This is a genomic window from Paenibacillus agri (assembly GCF_013359945.1).
Classification (GTDB): Bacteria; Bacillota; Bacilli; order Paenibacillales; family Paenibacillaceae; genus Paenibacillus_AQ; species Paenibacillus_AQ agri.
Genome location: NZ_JABWCS010000216.1, coordinates 1 through 18148 on the forward strand (window position 1 = coordinate 1; position 18148 = coordinate 18148).

The following is an 18148-nucleotide window of genomic DNA, read 5'->3' on the forward strand; positions in this document are numbered from 1 at the left end:
TTCCCATATGAATATCCACATCATTCTGCAGCCCGAGTTCATGACACAATCCCTCGCCTCTCCCCCCGTAGATCCCCCCGCTATGTGCCTCATCCACCATTAGCATCGCTCCGTACTCGCGTTTGAGTGCAGCAAGTTCGCGCAATGGCGCCTGATCGCCATCCATGGAGAAAACAGCATCTGTAACGATCAGCTTCCGCCGTTTATCACGATACTTGTTCAATAGCGTGCGCAAATGCTCCATATCATTATGACGGTACCGGGCATGCTCCACTCGGCTCAATACAATGCCGTCCACAATGCTTGCATGGTTCAACTGATCGCTAAAAACAACATCTCCCCGGCCTACAAGTGCACTAATAACACCTGAATTCGCCATATATCCATTAGCAAGAACCAGTGCTGCTTCGCAGTTTTGCCAATCGGCCAGCGCTTCTTCCAGACGACTATAAGACGCCCGGTTACCTGTCACATGGCGTGAAGCACCTGAGCCAGCTCCTTCCGAGAGCAGTGCCTCCCGCATCACTTCAAGTATGGCAGGATGCTGGGAGAGTCCAAGATAGTCATTGGAGGACAGGTTGAGTAGCACTTGCTCTCCGCGCAGCGTATAACCAGGAGATCCGGATACTGGGCTACTTATGTGCAAGGAGCGCTCCAACGAAGCATCAGCCATTAATTTAAGCTCATTTTCCATCCAGATCATGGTTGACACCGCCTTAAAGGGCATTTAATTCAATCTCAAAGCCCAAATCCTCAATGATTTGATGATCAGCCGTAACATCTTGGCCTGCTGTCGTTAAATAATCACCCACAAAGAGTGAGTTGGCGGCGAACAGAGATAAGGGCTGCAAAGTGCGAAGATTGACCTCGCGACCGCCTGCCACGCGGATTTCTTTAGAAGGACAAATGAAACGAAATAGAGCCAGTACCTTCAGAGCTTTCATTGCCGGTGTGCGACCTGCATGTTCCAGAGGTGTTCCCGGTATCGCGTTCAGGAAATTGATCGGAATCGAATCCGCATCTAGTTCGCGGAGTGCATATGCCATTTCAACTATTTCTTGATCGGTCTCTCCCATGCCGATGATGACACCAGAGCAAGGAGACATGCCATGTGTCTTGACCTTCTCCACGGTTTCCACACGTTGATCATAGGTATGGGTCGTCGTGATAGAGGGGTAGTTTGCCTTACTAGTGTTCAAATTGTGATTGTAGCGATGTACGCCGGCTTCAGCTAGACGTTCGGCTTGATCATCCTTGAGAATCCCCAGACATGCGCAAATTTTCAGTGGCATTGTATTACGGATTTCTCTAACCGCATCCACCACTTGATCCAACTCCTTGTCTGTCGGGCCTTTCCCGGACGCTACAATACAATAGGTTCCGGCTTTGCGTGCCAGCGCTTCACGTGCGCCTGAAACCAACGTGTCCTTATCAAGCAAGGTGTATTTTTTAACCGGGGCTGTCGAAACAATCGATTGCGAGCAGTAGCCGCAGTCCTCAGGGCAAAGGCCGCTTTTGGCGTTGATGATCATGTTCAGCTTCACTTTTTTACCGTAAAAATGTTTTCTCACCTTAAACGCAGCCTGCATGAGCAATAGCACCTCATCATTGTCGGCGTCAAGTACAGCAATCCCTTCCTCTAACGTTAAACATTCTCCGTTCAATGCTTTTTGAGCAAGCGCTAGCCAATCCATCTCCGCTGCAATTGTATTCATATCAATTATCCTCCTATGGTCTGAACTGCAAATGTCTCTTTGATAGGCGCGAGTTGTATGGTTCTGCGTACGTTATGTATCAACGTCTCTGATGTTGCTTCATCGGTTAAATGGGGAAAGCGACCGAGAACCTTTAGACCGCTGTATTGTTCGATGAGTTGTGCATTCGTAGCCACACTTGGATCATCATAGGGTTCCGTTGACTCCCCGTCATTCAATATGACACCAACAATTGGAACCCCACGATCCCGAAGAAATGAAGCAGTCAGAAGTGTATGATTAATTGTTCCTAGGCCAGAACGGGCTACAATTAATGCAGGTACCCGAAGCTCCGAGATTAAGTCCACTATGAGAGCGTCATCGGTTAGCGGGACAGCGACGCCTCCTGCGCCTTCGATGAGTAATGCCTCGAAACGTTTAGTCAGCGGTAGACCTGCAGCGATAATCTCCTGTAACGTAAGATCTACCCCAGCTTGTCTGGCGGCGAGCATTGGTGTAAGTGGAGCTTCAAAGGTAAAGGGTGCGACTGCTTCGGGCCGTTCATTAATTCCCGTGCTTTTCAGCAGCCGTTCAGCATCGGTAAGTCCGCTTCCAAGAGGTGCACCCGACTGAACCGGCTTCCAAACACCGGCATTCAACCCTTCGGCTCGGAGCGTAGCGGTAATGGCTGCTGTTATAACCGTCTTCCCGATTTCGGTGTCTGTACCTGTCACAAATAATCCACGTAGCGTTTCATTGTTCGCTTTGTTCATGTAACCGGACCACCTTCAGTGACTTGAGATATGGATTCCGTCAAAATATCTATCATGGCACCAAGTTCAGCCTCACTACTGGCAAGCGGAGGGATGAAGACGATCACATTGCCGAGCGGTCTTGTTAACATTCCGAGTTCTCTGGCCCGCAAGCTTGTCCGAACGCCAACTCGCTCTGCCCAATCGTACGGCTCACGTGATCTTTTATCGCGTACGAGCTCGATTCCGATCATTAGTCCCTTTTGCCGGATTTCGCCGACATGCGGATAATCCTTGAGTGCTGCCAGCTTTTGTTCAACAAATGATGCCTTTGTTCTCACTTCCTCGATCATATTGCGCTCTTCAAACAGCTTCAAACTTGCCAAAGCAACGGCACAGCCGAGTGGGTTCCCAGTGAAGGAATGACCGTGGAAAAACGTTTTCTGCTCTTGGTAATCAGCATAAAATGCTTCGTACACTTCGTCAGTCGCAAGCGTGGCTGCCACAGGCAAATAACCACCAGTCAACCCTTTCCCGATCACCAGCAAATCAGGTGAAACATCTTCGAGATCACAAGCGAACATAGCCCCTGTCCGGCCGAAACCAGTCGCCACTTCGTCAGCGATGAGCAGCACGCCATACTTCCGGCACAAATTAGCCATTTGGCTTAAACAACCCGGCGGCATGACTATGATGCCACTTGCTCCTTGTACGATTGGCTCCACAATGAGCGCCGCAATCTCATCCGCCCGAGTCTCGAGCAAATGACGCAGTGCGGTCAGTGTATCTTCCATTGCCTTCGTCTCACCGCCCTCATGACGATAAGCGTAGGGATATGGAATGACGTGGGAAGGAAATAGCATCGGGCGAAACACATCATGGTACAGAGGGATCGCCCCGACACTCACTGCTCCAACTGTATCTCCGTGGTACGCCTGATTCATCGTGATAAACTTCGTTTTACCCCGTACTCCCTTGTTATGCCAGTATTGAAAAGCCATTTTGATCGCGATCTCGACACCGGTTGCGCCTGAATCTGAGTAAAACACTTTGTTTAATCCTTCCGGAGTAATCCCCACCAACTTTTCTGCGAGCTCAATTGCTGGTACATTGGCCATGCCAAGAAGGGTGGAATGAGCGACTCGCCCCAATTGCTCCGTGATTGCCTGATTTAGCTCCGGCACGTTATGTCCATGTACGTTGAGCCAAACGGATGAGAAACCGTCATAATAAGCACGTCCTTGGACGTCATAGAGCATGATGCCTTCGCCGCGTTCAATAATGAGTGGATCAGAGTTATCGTAATCTTTCATTTGCGTAAAAGGATGCCATAAGTGATCCTTGTTCATGGCAGCAAGACGTTCGTAATCCGTTATCAAAGATTATCACCATCCGTTGTTTATTTAATTGTAAACCAAATAACTTTTATAGGTTCACAATCGGATTTGGTAATTCTAGCAGACAGAAACGCCCCTGTAAAGAGAATTAAAATTGTAAGTTTGAAGATTGATATCACGAAAACTAAGGGAGAACGCGGAAACGTGGTACCTTAAAGACTCAGGTGAAAACATCACCTCAGATATGAAAACAAAGAAAAAAGCCGCTAAATTAGCGACTTTTATTATTTATTCAAATTCATTCCCTCGTCCACACTCTGGCATGTTTTTTGGCAAAATCCATAAAAGATACAGGCGCTTTGCCGGTGACCTTTAATACCGAATCGGTGGTTAAATCCTCTGTCCCCTCCTCACGAATTCTGCGGTCAAGTTCGGTCATGAACGCCGCATACTCTTTGCCTAGTCCTAACGCTAACCAGCTACGGGTGAGTTCATGATCTTCGATAGATGTATGCTTTATAATTCTTCCCGTTACATGGCTTATGATTTGACTGACCTCATCATATGAGAGAGAATCCGGTCCGGTAATCATATGCTCCGTATTATGGGCATGATCATCAACAAGTGCTCTTACCGCAACTTCGGCGATATCTTCCGCGGTAACAAAACCAATCTTCCCTTGTCCTGCAGCCCTTATAATCAGATCCTGATTCGAAATGGTTGCTGCGTGCTGACCTTCGGTGAAATTTTGCATGAAATAGGAAGGTCTGAGCACGGTCCACTCCGGAGTCAGCTCCTTCAACAATTGATGAACAGCACCAAAGACAGGCCCATTCTCTGAAATGGATGCACTGCTGAGTAGCACAAAACGACGTACGCCCTTTTCCAGTGCCAACTCAATAAATGGTTTCATGACTTTAATAGGTTCAGGGTCACCTACTGGTGCAACCAAATAAACGCGTTCAATATCTTTCAATGCCGGGAGAAATGTGGAACTGTCGTACCAGTCGAAGTGGACTTGATTGCTCGGTTCCGTAATGTCCTGGGTATTTCGAAAAGTCGACTTATAAGAATATCCCTGTTGTTCCAGCCGCTCTGCAATTCTTGTGCCTGTCTTCCCTCTTCCGCCTGTTATGAGGATTTTTCGCTGATTTTTCATCTAGAATGCATCTCCTTTCTCCAGACCATTCAGTCCGATATATTCAAAAAAAATAAAACGAAATCACTTATCAGACTATTCAGTCTAAAATAAATAAAATAATAATGAAGCCCTCCTCCTTTGATCACATCATTATCATACTCATTTCGGATCGATCAGTCAAGAAAGGATATCAAATTAACAAAACACAGCAATTGCATGAGACGTATCTCTTACAATTGCTGTGTTATCTTTTTAATAGTTTTGGAGAATAGTCTTATTCTTCTCAAAGAAACGGGCGTTATGAGACGAAACACCGGCCATATCTGAGGCTGTCGGTTCCATGTATAGTTTTGCGCTGTTCACCGCTAAGACCGCATCATTAAAGGCACCTGCGATCAAGCGGACCTTGCTGCCGTAAGTGATACAATCACCGGCCCCGAATATCCCCGGGATACTGGTTCGCATCCGTGGATCAACAGTCATCCCGTAATCTTCCTTGGCTAAGCCCCAATTCAATAATTCGCCAAAATCACGATCAAACCCATGACTCACTACCACTTCATCGACATCAAGGTGTTCAATTGCACCAGTCTCTGCATGTTCGAGGGCAACCTTTTCTATTTTATCCCCTACTCCATGTAAGCGAGAAATACTATAAGGTGTCATCACCGTCGCACTGGCCTTCATTTCTGCAACAGGGAGTTCGTGTGCCGTGAATTGATCCCGTCTGTGGGCAACGGTGACATGCTTAGTCCATTTTACAATCTCGTTGGCCCAGTCAACGGCAGAATCCCCTCCGCCAGAAATAAGAACACGCTTATCTTTAAATCTCGACAAATCCGTAATCGTATAGTGAAGATTCGTTAATTCATAACGGTTGGCACCTTCAACATCCAGCTTCTGAACTTGGGTCATGCCCCGACCAGCACATAATATTAGTGTACGAGAATAATGACGTTCCCCCGATTTCGCTGTGATTACAAAGCTATTATCAGCAAGGCGTTCCAGATGAGCAATTTCTTGGCCAAAAACAATCGTTGGGTCAAAGGTTCTGGCTTGTCTTTCTAAAGAATCTATTAATTGTTCACACGGTATCGGATCGACTCCGCCAACATCCCACACGAGCTTTTCGGGATAGGTCCGCATGAAGCCGCCCAATTCCGTTTTGGCTTCGATAATTTTGGTACGCATGGCTCTCATCCCGCTGTAGAAAGCCGCATACATTCCTGCCGGACCACCGCCGATAATCGTAACATCATATACATCCATTTCGTGTGTACTCATTAAGGCACCAGCTTTTCTACAATATAGTCAATTAACATACCTGTTCCGATCGGACCCTTAGCTTGAATATAATCATTGGTGCGCAATGGGAATACTTGATTATTTTTAACTGCACTCAGGCCTTTCCACAGAGGATTGTCTTCTAATTCCCCTAAGGATTGTGTGCTATCGTAGTCCACCATACTTCTTGTTTCTAGGAAAATATAATCCGGTTTGATTTCCGGTAAAATTTCTAATGAAAACTGTGTGAACCATACGTCCGAATCCTTAGTGACTTCGGGACTTTTCAGCCCAAGCGTCTGATAAAAGAATCTACTGACATCATCATCCGCCTTTGGCCCTAAATAGCGGTACCGGGTAGGCTCAACTCGAAGTACAAGTACCGTTTTATCGCCAATCGCTTGATGAATTTTATCTTTAGCCTCACTCGCTTTCTGGTCTAAAGCGGTTAATACTTTCTCTACTTCGGCTTCTTTATCGAAAAGCACTCCCAGCTCTTTCATGGCCTCATGTACCCCGACACCTGCCTTTATAGCAACGGTGGGTGCAATTTTTGACAACTCATCATACACTTTGGTTTCCATACCTTCCCCTGACGTAAGAATCATATCCGGTGATAAGCTCAGCAACTGCTCAAAGTTATATTCATATTGCGCTTGCGAGATCGTTTTTACCCCGTGTTTTTCTAAATAGGGAGTTCGGTAATCAGGCTCAATCTCAGGAACAACTACGGCTAACTGTGGAGTTATACCCATCTCAATTAGATCCTCTGCATAGCTTGAGCTTGTGACAAGCAGGTTCTTGGGATGGGCCGGAATCGTCACCTTACCAAAAATATCAGTTACAACCCTTGTTTCGCTATGATTTGCCGGCGTTTCCGCAGACACCTCTTCTTTCTTACTGGATTCGTTGGAACATGCAGCTAAAACAACAACCATTAGCGCTGTTCCAAGCAACTTGGTCAATCTTCCTGCCATTATGTACTCGCCCCTTTATTTATTGATAATAATTATCATTATCAAAGATTATCAAATAAAGAGCCTTCCTTCCATAGCGAATGGTGCGAATTCCAATGGATTATTGTGCTACATCCTGCTAATGATTTTTCAAACTGCTAACCACTTGATCAATAATTATGTTCTGGCCAATGACTCCACAGCCATCCACCCACAGACTTGTATCAATGTAGAAAACATGACCGTCCTTTACCGCCCTTAAATGCCTCCACTGCTGGCCTTCTCTTAGTTTCTCCATATTTTCGTCTGCATTAAAATACTCCATCATACGTTTCTCCACAAATAAATAAGCCGGATCGGCTGCAGATAATTGATCGATTGTACAAGGGTTAAACCAACCCTCTCCTGCCATTAGAGACTCGGGAAGCGCCAGCCCTAATCTCTGATACAGCAGCTGTGACACGCCACTGGAGTTGCCGCCCAAATATCGATATCCGAACGGTTCTACTCGCAAGACCATTACTGTGGCCCCAGATTCAATGATTGAGCTTAATTGTTGCCTTGCAGCATTTACTTTATTGTCCATTTGTACCTGAAGAGCGTTAGCTTCTTCTTGTCTATGAAACCAAAGACCAAACTGTTGGAGCAGGATTTCTACATCATTGGTCAGACCGGTTAGGATTGGAGCGACCCCGCGCAGCTTCTTCTTAATATCTTCTGTTATGAAATGCCCCATAATGATCTCAGGCTGCTCTTGCTGAATGAATTCAATATTAGTCTCATATTGGGGAACTTCCAGCTGTTTTACCCCATGCTTTTCAAATAGCTCTTGTTGATGCTGAGGTATTAGTAAAGGTGTTACCATTACAGCCTGGGGAATGATCCCTAATGAGATTAGAACCTCGGCACAGAGTGCTGAGATTGATAATACCTGCCGCTTGTCCAAATGCTGAACATAATTCCTTGGTGACATGCCAGCAAATTGTTTGAAGCGACGGCTGAAATAATGCACATCTTCAAATCCTATCTTTTTGGCAATATCTTGTGAACTGGCTGACGTTAATAGCAACTCTTCCTGGGCACGATGGATTCTGTAATTTGCCAGGTAGTCTAAAGGAGGCTTGCCACACAATTCACCAAATTTGCGAGAATAATGCCACTGACTGACACCTGCGATCTGTGCTAGTTCTTCGCGGGTAATCGTCTCATGATAATGCTCCTGCATATAAGCAATCGAACGCAGAATTCCTTCTTCTGTTGTGTGCTGATCACTCGTTGGTTTAAGATATAAGCTTTTCAATAATCCATATAAAAAAGCCTGATGCTCTACAAGCTGCTCAGATGCTCCCATAGACTGCTGTGTATTTAAAGAATCACTTATGCTCGTTAAAAAACCACCGGTCAGCTGCACAATCTGGTATGTATTTCCTAACGGTACGTGCCAATCTGCTTTCACTACTGTTCCTTCTGCTTTCAGAATGGACCAAGTATGAAATTGGATATGCCAGCCTGCTAAATCCAGGTTTCCGCCCTCTAATACCTCAACGAAAGAGTTCTCTTCAATGGCGATGAAATGACCAAAGGCTAAATGAACATGCTGCCCGTTAATATTCCAAACCGCTTGGCCATCTGTGATCACGATTAATGTATGGGATGTACAATAATTAATTTCACCAGCAGTCATCCATTTCTCTGACAACAATGTAGTCGACTCCCATTGAGCGATCCATGGCCTTACATTGGGTTGATGCGTTTCTGTCCAACTCAAGATGTTCTAACCCCCTTATAGCCTTTAACAATCCATAACGCGCCCTTTTGTCCACATTACAGTGCAGAGACTTTCATTCTACACGAAATTACCATGACCTTGTAGTCGAAGCTGGACGTATAAAAATACCCCCAAATGCTATGCATTGGAGGTGTTCATTATTTCTATGAGGCAGAAAAGAGTACAATAGCTCTTTTGCGCTTACTGTGGATGCAGAAGACTTAACTGCCAAGATACCCCGAACCGGTCGGCGGTCCAGCCGAATTTTTGACTGAATGGGTACGCGCCTAGTGGCATTAGGATTTGTCCACCTTCCGACAGCTCGGCAAAGATCCGGTCAATCTCTTCTTCGGAATCACAGGTGACGAACAGGGAGATCGCAGGTGTGAACGTAAAAGCATGCTTGACATGGCTGTCGATACACATATAGACTTGACCGTTTAACGAAAAGGAGGCCTGTACTACGCTTCCTTCAGCACCAGACTCATTGGGCCCATAACGCTTGATGCTGATGATTTCAGAGTTTTCAAACAAGGAGATATAGAAATTCATCGCCTCTTCGGCCTGTCCTTCGAACATTAGAAATGTGGCAATTTTTTGTGATACTTGTCCCATGCGTAATCAACTCCCGTAACTATTTTAAAATGTACTATTCTTATTTTAGAGGAGTTAGAAGAGAATTGCTACAACCCTCAACTCGGTTTGGTTACCATCCTTATTCCTTCTCAGCTGGAGGAAAAACATTTCTCTCGTATACCTTTAACCGGGCATATACCGTTTGCAGAATAGGGTAATCGCCTTGATCTGGAGCGGCCAATGCCAGAAGGAAACCATGCAGATGATCGGCTTCGATCGGCAGCCTCTTCTGCATATCCCGCTGCATCGATGACATCATTGATGGCTGCATGGAAATCATAGTTTGCAAGGTGGTGGACTCCAGATCTGGATCTACCGGCATTCCGGCACTACGGGCAATGGTGACAATTTCCTTGAGCAGCAGCGAGTATACCGACATGGCTTCAGGTGTTTGAAGAATCGGCCCCACTGGAGACTCCATGAATGTAGTTATGCCGCTAAAACTTGAAATGAATACATATTTCTGCCAGACCACACGCTGAATATCCTCGGATAGAACGACTGTGAATCCCGCACCATCCAGGTGACTAAACAGCCGCTGAGACCGCTCTGATACCCCGCCTGTCCATTCTCCAAATACAATACGGTGAAACGGACTGCTCTGAATGATTGTCCCTTCCTCATCTAGCGTCGATTCAATATAACAAAGACCACCAAGCACTTTCTCACGGCCAAAATGGTTGCCTAACACATTGAAATGGTCGTAACCGTTAAGGAGCGGAAGAATTAACGTATGTTCTCCCACGTAAGGGGCAAGATCACTCAGCAACCCTGACAAATGATAGGCTTTAACTGACAGGAGGATGCAATCGAATGGCTCCGCTTGGTCTCCATATGTAATCGTACGGATTGGGGTATGGAAATCCCCATGCACACTTTTAACCTGCAGCCCATGATCTGCTAATTGACGCTGTTTGGACGGGCGGACGAGAAACGTAACATCTTCTCCTTTTTGAACAAGACGACCACCGAAGTAACCGCCAATTGCACCTGCACCTACAACCAGAAAACGCATGCTTGCCATCAAAATTCAAATCCTCTCTATAACCTTATTGGGATAAATAAAAAGACCTCTTAGCAAATCTGCTAAACAGGTCCGATCGGCAAAAAAAGAGTCAAGTTTTGACCGTTCTTTTGTCTCGGTCCTTGCGGATCAGAGCAAAATCCAACGAGTTCACCTCCATGGCTTCGCGTGAAGAGCTATTCAAATACTGCAATTACTAAGGAGCACCATTCGACCTGGTCGATACAGCCTCCTTCGTGAGTATAACAGAACAGGTATACCTTGCCTATCTTTTTCAAACAGGCCCCTGAAACGGTGATTTGATCCATAATTTCGAGAGATCCAGAAAGCCAAAGGTACTGGTGTGTAATCCATATAAACTTTGATCGAACAGGGCTCTCTTGTTGAGATGGCATCCGTATAGCACCCAGACATTGTCACGAAGTATGCTCTCAGCTTGATTTAGCAGCCTGGCCCTATCAGCTTCATTCTGCTGCGCAAAATCCTCTAAGCTTTGGTCGATAACATCACACTGGCTCTTGAGCAGGAGCAAGCGCAAGTAATTGGACTCGTTTTTAAAATAAGTAATCACTCCCCACTGCCAATCCTCTTCCAGGATCTCCTCACCCAATATCAATTCCGCATGATTCATAACCTCTTCGGCATTATGTCTCTCAAGCGGGTGAAGCTTAAGCGTTATTCCCACCGCGGCACAACGATGCTGCAGCCACTGCGCTTCTTCGCTTTCTTCTTTTTTAGATATAAAAGCAACAGTAATTGCTTCTCCGTCATATCCGCAAGCCCGCAGCAGCTCTTTGATCTGCTCTGCTGAATCAGTTGTATTCTCCCATTTCCTCTCTCTGCTATTCCAGGGCAATAAGCTGTCTGCCGGAGTCAATCTACTGCCTCCGAGCTCCTTAATTACAGCTGTCCGGTCATAAATCAGCCGCAGGGCCTGCCGAAACTTAAGCTGATGATGTATGCCTTTCTTACGAAAGTTGAACAGAATATATCGGCAGCCTAGCGCAGGATAATCAATTCGGTTATTGCAGTCATGACGGTTTTCCCGCTCCTTCAGCAGCTGATCCGGCAGCTCATATTGCCGTTCAGGCGCAACGTCATGGAGCAAAAACCAGATTTCTACCCGGTCGAGCAGCGCACGCAGACCATAATATTGGTCAAATGCCTCCAGCACAAGAACATTCTCATTCAGTTCCTTGACCCGGTACGGTCCGGAGCCGACAAATGCTGTACTGAAATCCACGTCATAAGGCACAATGGACATATGAATATTGCTGAACAAATGTAAAATAAACAAATTCGGCCGGCTCAAATGAAAATGAACACAATATTCTCCTTGCATCTCGGCACTAATAATATCGTTATAAAACCAAAGCGAGGGACTATGCAAATTTCGCAAACGTTCTAGCGACGCGATAATATCTTTGGCGGTCATGATCCGCCCATGATGAAAACGGACCCCTTTACGAAGATAAAAGACCCAGTGTGTATGATCCTCGTTGCTCTCCCACATATGCGCCAAGCCCGGCAAAAAGCGGTTGTTAGCCGTTTCATAGATCACTAACGTGCTGCAAATTTGGCTTAGCAAATAGGATTCAAACGCAGAATAGACAAATGCAGGGTCCAACTTATCCAAGGCCCTATTTCGGACCATCCGCAGCACATCCTGTCCCGAAGTGGACTCCGGCTCATGCTGAAAACCAAGATGTTTGTTAAGTTCGTTCAGTAGACGAACCTTGAACGCCTCATTTCCGGTGGCATTGCCCAGCAGCACGGTAGCTTCTTTTATTTTCCCCTTACGAAGTAATTCCTGAAAGCTGTTCTCCAGTATCTCCTCTTTACTCTGCAGGAAGGTAAGCTGAGACATGTTGCCTCTCCCTCTGCCCGCCTGCCAATGAATCATTCCCTTCTCTTCAAGCTTCCGGAGGATGAATTTCACATTGCGGGAGGTACAGCAGAGGATCTCGCTAAGTTCTTCAATACTTACAGGAAGCGGCTCATGTAGCCGAAAAGCAGGATTCAAGGATTCTGCCATATTCAAATAATGCAATATAGCCTGATTGTACATAACGGCCTCCCTATTTTCCGGAAAAGGTGAAAAGATGAAAGAATATCTTACACTTTTACTTCCCCCTTTAATCAGTACAATTATAAATAAACATTTATGAAAGATACAGAAAATTTACAGCGAATTAGGAGAAATAGCTATGAAACAGCGTTTGCAGCAAATTCATCCCTTAGCCTGGACCATCATTGTGGGTACAATGTTCGGTCGTTTAGTCACATCCATGAGTATTCCCTTTCTATCCATTTATCTAGTCCAAGTGCTCGGAGCCACCCCTACGCAGACTGGCATTACGGTTGCCGTCAGCTCACTTGCAGGGATTCTGATCAGCTTCTACGGCGGCTACATTTCTGATAAAATCGGCCGGAAGGTCATCATGCTGATTTCCGTCTTTAGCTGGGCGGGCGTCTTTTTTGGCTTCGCGGCAGCACAAGAACTATGGGTCTTCTTTCTCGTTAATATGCTTAACGGAATCTGTCGCGCAGTCTTTGAACCCAGCTCGCGCGCACTGTTATCAGATGTTACTCCGGCTAAACACAAACTGCTTGTCTTTAATCTGAGATACGCTGCGATCAATCTGGGGGTTGTATTCGGGCCGATTATCGGGCTGCAGCTCGGCTCGGTACAATCCAAGTTTCCCTTTATCATTGCCGGGATCGTCTACATTGTCTATGGACTGGTCATCTTTCTCCAGTTCACTTTGCACCGTTCTGCTCTGCCTGTTCACACCGATGTCACGACACCACGTCTTCGGGAAGCCTTAACCACGACAGGGAAGGATGGCGTGTTCGTGTCGGTACTCATTGGTACGATCTTTTGCATTATGGCTTATGGACTTTTTGATTCCACGCTAGCGCAGTATCTGACTATGAACACGCACTTCTCTAATGGCAAGCAGCTGTTCTCATATATGCTATCGCTGAACGCAGTGACCGTATTGGTTATGCAATATCCTGTTGTGCGCATCGCCCGCAGATTCTCGCCACTGGTCCCGTTGATCCTGGGGAATGCTCTTCTTGCGTGCAGTATGATGCTCTTTGGCTTAGCTGGAGGCATTGGCTTGTTGAGCTTTAGTGTTGTGCTATTTACAATCGGTGAAGTACTGCTCGCCTCGATGATGGATATGCTGATCGACCGGATCTCTAAACCTGAATTGAAAGGCACCTACTTTGGCGTTATCGGGTTTAACAACTTGGGGAACGTTATAGCCCCGGTTATAGGTGGTCTTTTGTTGGATGAGTTCGGCATGCAGAACGGCCCTGCCGTCTTTCTCCCGTTGGGATTAATCATAGCTCTCGGCATCCCCTTCCTGCTCATCGCTAAGAAAAAGCTTGCGGCCAGAGAGCGAGATGCTGTGCAAGTGAAAGAGCAGATGGATATAGCTTAATTGCATCTTAAATAATACTGACAAGACCCGGTAAAGAGACGATATCTCTTAGCCGGGTCTTTATTTTAGCGTATAGGGGGGAGCGTGAATTGAAATGTAATTCTAAGAACGATTAATGCGAGTGGGGTCAATGGATGGAATTACTATTTATACGACAAAATGTTTTGAAGTACTTGAAAGCACTTGAAAGCATTTGAAAGGTAACAATAGGAATTCTTATTGTTCAAATCACGTTAGTTTACATAATATTATTTCCGTAAACTATCATGTATACTTCCCGAACATTGTAGAGATTCGTTCTATGACAAACTCCCTAAGAACTGCAGGCTCAACCATTTCAGCGTAGCTCATTAGCTTCAGTACTGTGTTACAAGCGGACTCATAGTCGTACATATTCACGGTAAGCAGCTGTTGTTCCCCCTCTTCAACCACGCTTATGATCTCTAGATTCCCGAGTGCTTGAACATGCTGTAGATCAACTTTGAGTATAACTTCATACTGCTCCGCCTACCTTCCGCGCCACGAAAAACTAGAGTTCTAAGTGAAGATGGGTCTTGGTTACCTTTTTCCATGGTTTTGCTGATAGAAATGATAGGCGTGTGTATTTAAATGAAAGTAACTAGGTGAAGGGATTCTTTTTGGTTTTACTAATATGAATTTTTCATATGATGAAATCGCAGAATTTTCAGTTGTCTCTTTACTGATTATTGGATTCGGTGGTTGGTTTATTTGGTTGTTTTGTGTTAGTTCAGTTGGTTAATTAGTTGTTTATTCGTAATTCACGCCATTAATTAATTGTTCGTGTTGTCGAAAAACAAACCTTTAGTTAACATAATTTTTGTTATGTTTATTATTTTCTCTACTCTCGGCTCTTTCCACCAAAAAAGCATCGTTTACCTCTTAGGGTAAACGATGCTTTTAAAGGACTGTTCAAATAGATATCGGCTTACTCCGGAAGTGGTTAGCTAAAACAAACTGTGTCCTTTGCCCTCTTTATTTTCTGGACAATAAAAAGTTCTTATCGTAAATCCATCTCTTTTGTAATTAACCTGGAAACTAAATTTAGAACTTATCCTGAACTTACCGAGAACCGAAGTGACACACACAATATGGGGCTAGCACACGAGTTTAGGGAATCAGAACGCCCATGCCTCCACTCGATTGCCTGTGCTGCTATAGTTGTTATACTTGCTATTTTTCTATAGTTCCTATAGTTGCTATGCCGTCGTTTTCCTTCGTGTAACATTTATTTTTTCAAAGTTCTCCAAAGTCTACACAGTGTTTAAATAGCGGCATTTTTGTACCTTATATTGATGATCTTAGCGTGAAAAAGGGAATTAGGAGCATTATTGTACCTTATTTTCCTACATATCCCTCAATAGACGATATCCCCAAAGAATTAAGATACAAAAATGCACTTAATCGAGGTTCCCCCTTCGTTATCGCCGAATTAAGGTACAAAAATGCACTTATTTATGCATACCCGAGGACAGAAGGGCAAACCGGTGCTGAGCCAGAAAGTCCTTCCCTTGTCGTTCCAAAGACGGAACAAGTTTGAAGAGGGCACGGATACATCTGGTGACGAACAGCAAGTTTATCCTAGTATAGTAGCTTGCGAGCGTCTCAAAGACCGGTGTCGCTGCTTGCTTACACAAGTTTATTTTTCGCCTGTTTGCTCAAAATCCTCACTTATCCATAACGAATATCATTAAATTGGGGCAAAAAACTAAGGTTGATGTAGAGCGTGATTCAGTGATTTCTTAGTGCTGTAGAGCTTTTAATTACCTATTACTTTATAGTATTAATATTTAATGTACTGAAATATTGACTGGGATTGCCTTGCTTCGGATTAAACCGCTCCTGAAAAGCCCCATCGGTATAGCTACCGATCACGCGGTGCCAAAAATTACGGGCCGGAATGTTGGCACGGACCTGCGACACCTTCCAATCACCTGGGAACATGTCGAACAGCTTATGTGCAGCCCAGGTGCCCACACCAGTGCGGCGATATTTTTTCATCACAAAAAATTCGGTCATATAGAACTGCCCTTCCGTGCTGCGCAGCAGCCTGTCCACCAACGCAAAGCCAGCTGTGGCACCGTCCACCGTCATCTGGTAGGCAAATTTGTTATTCCCGCTGCTCCAATAGGCTTCTAGCCCCGGATAGATCGGGAACAAGCCGTCACGATTCACATCAAGCTCCAAATACTGCGTGAAGTCATACAGATAGAACTGCATCAGGTTGCTGATTAGTTGTTTACGTTCCTTGGGAACCAGTTCAATTCCAAGTTCCATGAGGTTCACCCCTGCAAGTCGCTTTTTTTATAACCCATCATATAACTTTGTCTCCCTTCGAGCAAGGTACCCTCCCCTGTAACCCCCTGCACTTCGGGCCAAGCCAGGAAAAACATGTTAAGATAGAGTAAAGTTAACCCGATGGAATACATACAAGAAGGTGATATTGATGAGCATTCAAAAGACCAACGACCGCAAGCATCTAGACCTGAAGCTGCCGCTCATGCCCTGGTTTGTGCAGCAGTTTATCGATTATAAACGACCTGACCTTTCTCCCTCCACCCTGCTGGAGTATATCCGGGATTATGAGTCTTTTTTCAATTGGCTGCGAGCAGAGGGTTTGTCCATTGCAGATAGCAATACGGGGATTACGCTGCTAGAGCTGGAGACACTCCATATGGAGAGCATTATCAGCTATCGGCTGCATCTCACCACACGTGCAGAGAGTACGAACAGTAAGGTCACCGTCTCCCGCAAGCTGTCCTCTCTTCGCTCTCTGTTTCATTATCTGAGCCAGATTGCTGAAGATGAGAATTTCTACCCCCTCCTCAAACGCAATATCATGGCCAAGGTGGAGATCAAACGCATTCACAAACCCAAGGATACAGCGGCCAAATTAAAGGGTAAAATTCTGGAGGAAGAAGAGCTACTGGAATTCGTAGGCTACATTTATGAGGGGTACGGGCGTGATGTTGAGGGTAACAAGCAAGCGTATTATTCTTTTCAAATCAATCGGGAACGGGATGCCTGCATCGCCAGTCTGATTCTCAACTCCGGTCTGCGCGTATCAGAAGTCGTCAATCTCAACGTGGACGATCTGGATCTGAACAATAAAATGCTGTATGTATACCGCAAGGGTCACAATGATGAAACCTTTAAAACCCCGGTCTATTTCCGGGAACAAGCCAAAGATGATCTCACCCATTATCTCGGCCTGCGCTCCTCGCGGTATAAGACTCCTAAGCGGGAAAAAGCGCTCTTCATCGCTCTCCCCAACGGTAGTCAGGAAGGCAAACGCATGACTAAGCGGGCCATGCAGGAGATGATCATCAAATACGCCAAGCGTTTTGGCAAGCCTTATCTGACGGTTCACAAGCTGCGCCATTCTTTTGCAACCGACTATTATTTGCAGAATGATATCTATAAGACCAAAGAGCAGCTTGGACACGCCTCTACAGAGACCACCGAGGTCTATGCCCATCTGACCGATAAAACGATGTCTGAAGCGATTGAACGGCGTCTGGAGTCCTGATTGCCGCATACGGCGGCTCTGCCCTATCTACTAACGGGCTGGAGCCGCTGCTTTTGTGACGAGGGGTTTATGGACGTGTCGGAGATACGGACGTGTGGTTAATTTCAAATTTTCTATTGTGAATTTTTCACATATTGATATTTGGTGAATAAAGAGCGCAGTAGGAGCACTATTTTTCGTCACCGTTTGTTCAATGTTCGTTCATTTTCTGTAAAAAAAACGGATACACCCTCCAAAGAAGGTTTGTATCCGTTTGTATCCGTTTACATTGTAATTTATCCTTAATCGTTAAAGCACGTGTTATAGATACCTAGTAGATTTCGTAGCCCGCTTGAGCCGTTCTATCTCCTGATCGGACAGCTTTTCCTTGCCAAGCAAGTGATTATACACTTGTTTTGTCGTAAACTCAGGCGTTGCATTCACTTTCTTTTCTGTGAGGTCTGAATCCCAAATCGAACCGATAGTCGCACCTTTTAGGATTGATTTACCAATATCTTTTAAAGAGGTGATCGTCTGTTTCTCATCCTTCATCGTGATTCCCTCCTGTGAAATTAATT

The 18148-nt window shown here is 45.4% G+C and carries 16 protein-coding genes; 2 read left to right on the forward strand and 14 right to left on the reverse strand.

Features of this window, described 5'->3' with window-relative positions; genetic code table 11:
- The 11 genes from HPT30_RS20350 to HPT30_RS20400 all read right to left on the reverse strand — a co-directional run.
- Positions 1–703 (reverse strand): aminotransferase class I/II-fold pyridoxal phosphate-dependent enzyme (locus HPT30_RS20350; RefSeq protein WP_175373163.1); only part of this gene is annotated, 703 nt, incomplete at its 3' end.
- A 13-nt stretch (positions 704–716) separates the two neighbouring features.
- The gene (gene bioB, locus HPT30_RS20355) at positions 717–1715 is read right to left on the reverse strand and encodes a biotin synthase BioB (RefSeq protein ID WP_175373164.1); all 999 of its coding nucleotides are present in this window, start codon (positions 1713–1715) and stop codon (positions 717–719) included.
- Positions 1716–1720: 5 nt separating this feature from the next.
- Positions 1721–2467 (reverse strand): dethiobiotin synthase, encoded by a 747-nt coding sequence (gene bioD, locus HPT30_RS20360; protein ID WP_175373165.1) that lies wholly within the window; start codon positions 2465–2467, stop codon positions 1721–1723.
- On the reverse strand, positions 2464–3795 hold the full coding sequence (gene bioA / locus HPT30_RS20365) for an adenosylmethionine--8-amino-7-oxononanoate transaminase (RefSeq protein WP_217622471.1): 1332 nt from the start codon (positions 3793–3795) through the stop codon (positions 2464–2466). The genes bioD and bioA overlap by 4 nt, the downstream gene beginning before the upstream one ends.
- A gap of 286 nt (positions 3796–4081) precedes the next feature.
- Complete coding sequence (locus tag HPT30_RS20370; protein WP_175373167.1) at positions 4082–4942, reverse strand: ergot alkaloid biosynthesis protein; 861 nt, start codon at positions 4940–4942, stop codon at positions 4082–4084.
- 234 nt (positions 4943–5176) lie between these two features.
- Complete coding sequence (locus HPT30_RS20375) at positions 5177–6208, reverse strand: NAD(P)/FAD-dependent oxidoreductase (protein ID WP_175373168.1); 1032 nt, start codon at positions 6206–6208, stop codon at positions 5177–5179.
- Positions 6208–7185 carry an ABC transporter substrate-binding protein gene (locus HPT30_RS20380; RefSeq protein WP_246317302.1) on the reverse strand — a complete coding sequence of 326 codons (978 nt, stop codon included), beginning with the start codon at positions 7183–7185 and terminating at the stop codon, positions 6208–6210. The genes HPT30_RS20375 and HPT30_RS20380 overlap by 1 nt, the downstream gene beginning before the upstream one ends.
- Positions 7186–7303: 118 nt before the next feature.
- Positions 7304–8932 carry a helix-turn-helix domain-containing protein gene (locus tag HPT30_RS20385; protein WP_246317304.1) on the reverse strand — a complete coding sequence of 543 codons (1629 nt, stop codon included), beginning with the start codon at positions 8930–8932 and terminating at the stop codon, positions 7304–7306.
- Positions 8933–9133: 201 nt separating this feature from the next.
- Positions 9134–9547: a VOC family protein gene (locus HPT30_RS20390; protein WP_175373169.1), complete on the reverse strand. Its 414-nt coding sequence runs from the start codon at positions 9545–9547 to the stop codon at positions 9134–9136.
- Between the two features lie 100 nt (positions 9548–9647).
- The gene (locus HPT30_RS20395) at positions 9648–10583 is read right to left on the reverse strand and encodes a ketopantoate reductase family protein (RefSeq protein ID WP_175373350.1); all 936 of its coding nucleotides are present in this window, start codon (positions 10581–10583) and stop codon (positions 9648–9650) included.
- Positions 10584–10866: 283 nt separating this feature from the next.
- The gene (locus HPT30_RS20400; RefSeq protein WP_175373170.1) at positions 10867–12660 is read right to left on the reverse strand and encodes an ABC transporter substrate-binding protein; all 1794 of its coding nucleotides are present in this window, start codon (positions 12658–12660) and stop codon (positions 10867–10869) included.
- Positions 12661–12799: 139 nt separating this feature from the next.
- Here HPT30_RS20400 and HPT30_RS20405 point away from each other — a divergent pair, with 139 nt between their 5' ends.
- The gene (locus tag HPT30_RS20405; RefSeq protein ID WP_175373171.1) at positions 12800–14044 is read left to right on the forward strand and encodes an MDR family MFS transporter; all 1245 of its coding nucleotides are present in this window, start codon (positions 12800–12802) and stop codon (positions 14042–14044) included.
- A 264-nt stretch (positions 14045–14308) separates the two neighbouring features.
- On the opposite strand, the gene HPT30_RS31200 is transcribed toward HPT30_RS20405, so the two are convergent.
- Positions 14309–14533 carry a hypothetical protein gene (locus HPT30_RS31200; protein ID WP_446685663.1) on the reverse strand — a complete coding sequence of 75 codons (225 nt, stop codon included), beginning with the start codon at positions 14531–14533 and terminating at the stop codon, positions 14309–14311.
- Between the two features lie 1299 nt (positions 14534–15832).
- Positions 15833–16339, reverse strand: coding sequence for a GNAT family N-acetyltransferase (locus HPT30_RS20410; RefSeq protein ID WP_175373172.1), 507 nt, complete (start codon positions 16337–16339; stop codon positions 15833–15835).
- A gap of 169 nt (positions 16340–16508) precedes the next feature.
- On the opposite strand from HPT30_RS20410, the gene xerS reads away from it, so the two are divergent.
- Positions 16509–17591 (forward strand): tyrosine recombinase XerS, encoded by a 1083-nt coding sequence (gene xerS, locus HPT30_RS20415; RefSeq protein WP_175373173.1) that lies wholly within the window; start codon positions 16509–16511, stop codon positions 17589–17591.
- Positions 17592–17891: 300 nt separating this feature from the next.
- On the opposite strand, the gene HPT30_RS20420 is transcribed toward xerS, so the two are convergent.
- Positions 17892–18122 (reverse strand): hypothetical protein, encoded by a 231-nt coding sequence (locus HPT30_RS20420; protein ID WP_175373174.1) that lies wholly within the window; start codon positions 18120–18122, stop codon positions 17892–17894.
- Positions 18123–18148 lie beyond the last annotated feature (26 nt).